Raw genomic sequence first — 823 nt, 5'->3', positions numbered from 1 at the left:
AGTTTGCGCTAAAATAGTTTGGTTATCAATACGGTCATTCATATATTCAAAGTGCTCTGGGCGTAACCCAATTTGAATTTCTTGACCAGTTGCTTCTACTAAAATGTTATCCTGCATCTCTTGAGCTAATGGGAAGATTTCCTCGTTTGATTCAATTGCCATACCATTGTCGGTTTTCACTAAACGACCGTTTATTAAGTTCATTTGTGGACTGCCAATGAATTCTGCAACAAAACGGTTCACTGGATTATTGTATAAGTTTTCTGGTGTATCAAATTGTTCAACACAACCAGCATTTAAGACTGCAATACGCGTCCCCATTGTCATTGCTTCGGTTTGGTCATGTGTGACATAAATGAAGGTAGTTTGTAATTGACGGTGCAATTCAACGATTTCAGAACGCATCGATACACGTAATTTCGCATCCAAGTTTGATAATGGTTCATCTAATAAGAAGACTTTTGGATTACGTACCATCGCACGACCTAAAGCTACGCGCTGACGTTGTCCACCAGATAAGGCACCTGGCTTCTTGTCTAAGTATTCTGTTAGTTGTAGTGGTTTCGCTACTTCTTCAACTTTTGCATAACGTTCTTTCTTAGATACTCCTTCCATTTTCATTGCAAAGGCAATATTGTCACGAACATTCATATGTGGGTATAAGGCGTATGATTGGAAAACCATCGCGATGTCACGGTCTTTTGCAGGTGTATTGTTGACAACCTCATCACCAATACGTAATTCCCCTTCGGAAATAGTTTCTAATCCTGCGATCATACGTAGGGTAGTCGATTTTCCGCAACCAGAAGGTCCTACAAATACG

1 protein-coding gene is annotated in these 823 nt (G+C 39.9%); it reads right to left on the bottom strand.

Annotated features, from left to right (window positions below):
* On the bottom strand, window positions 1–823 hold an 823-nt coding region (locus ACRCJ0_RS16690), incomplete at both ends, for an ABC transporter ATP-binding protein (RefSeq protein ID WP_431391279.1).

The sequence above is a fragment of the Aerococcus sp. L_32 genome, assembly GCF_050689315.1.
This window is presented reverse-complemented; position numbering and strand designations above follow the sequence as displayed.